The following is a 1,159-nucleotide window of genomic DNA, read 5'->3' on the forward strand; positions in this document are numbered from 1 at the left end:
CGCGGACAACCCGCCGGAGTCCGTGTGCGGGGCCGGGGCGGATCGGGCGGGTTCGGGGGCGGCGAGGCGTTCGGCGAGGCTGGGCCGGGCGAAGCGCGCGGCCAGTACCAGCCACAGCGCCAGGCCCACGAGGGCTCCGCCCACCACTGCCAGCACGGGGATGCCGGCGGTCACGCGACCACCTCCGTCTCACGCGCGGTGTCCGGTGTGAGCACGCGCGGCCCGAGTCGGGGGCGGGACAACCGGACCAGCCAGACCATGGCGGTCACCCAGAGCAGGCCGATCACGGCGAACACCGCCTGTCCGACCAACCCGTCGAACGGGTCCAGGTACTCGGGGCTGAACAGCAGCAGGACCACGGCCATGCCCAGGGTCACCGAGATGATGATGCGCGTCGAGGTCCGCACGCGTGCCCGGCTCGCCGCCACCCGGACCAGCATCGCGGCCTGGTCGCGTGCGGCCTCGGACAGGCCGCCCAGCAGGAGGCCGAGGTCGGTCGCGTGACGGGACGTCGCACTGCTGAGCGCCGCGGCGACCAGGTCGGCGGTGGGGTTGTCGACCTCGTCGGCGAACGCCCGAAGCGCGTCCCGGGGCGGTGTGCCCAGGCGCAGCCGTTCGGCGAGCCGGACGACCTCGGGACGGATGGGTTCGGGGGCGATGGGGACGGTGGCGGCGATGGCCTGGTGCAGTCCGGCGGCCCCGGCCATGAGGTCGCGCAGCATCTCCGTCCACGCCGCGACCGCCTCCACTCCGGCGACCTGGCGCTGGTGGTGTCGATCGGGGCCGAGCATGACCGGCGCGAACCAGGCGCCCACGGCGAGGAGCGCCCCCGCCACCGGCCATCCGGTGGTGATCCAGACGACGCCGCCGACCGCCAGGGCCAGGGCGAGACGGACGAGGTGGTTCCGGTCGAGCAGCGCGGTGAGCGACACACGCGACCGCTTCCCCGGTCGTGCCCCGGGCACGGGTACGAGGAGCGAGACCACGGCGATCCAGATCCCGGCGCCCGCGAAGGCGCCGCACGCGGCCAGCAGGAGGAAGGCGGTCACGACGTCCACCCCCCGACCTCCACGTCGGCGTGGAGCAGGGCCGGGTCGAACCCGGCCTCCATGAGCGCGTCCAGGGTGTCGGGGCTGGGCGGCGCCGCCGGGAGCCGCTC

General features: G+C 75.2%; 1 protein-coding gene. It reads right to left on the reverse strand.

The window, feature by feature from the left end:
- Positions 1–170: 170 nt before the first annotated feature.
- On the reverse strand, positions 171–1,058 hold the full coding sequence (locus D471_RS0112935) for a type II secretion system F family protein (protein WP_017599004.1): 888 nt from the start codon (positions 1,056–1,058) through the stop codon (positions 171–173).
- Between the last annotated feature and the right edge of the window lie 101 nt (positions 1,059–1,159).

The sequence above is a fragment of the Nocardiopsis lucentensis DSM 44048 genome, from assembly GCF_000341125.1.
GTDB classification, from domain to species: Bacteria; Actinomycetota; Actinomycetes; order Streptosporangiales; family Streptosporangiaceae; genus Nocardiopsis; species Nocardiopsis lucentensis.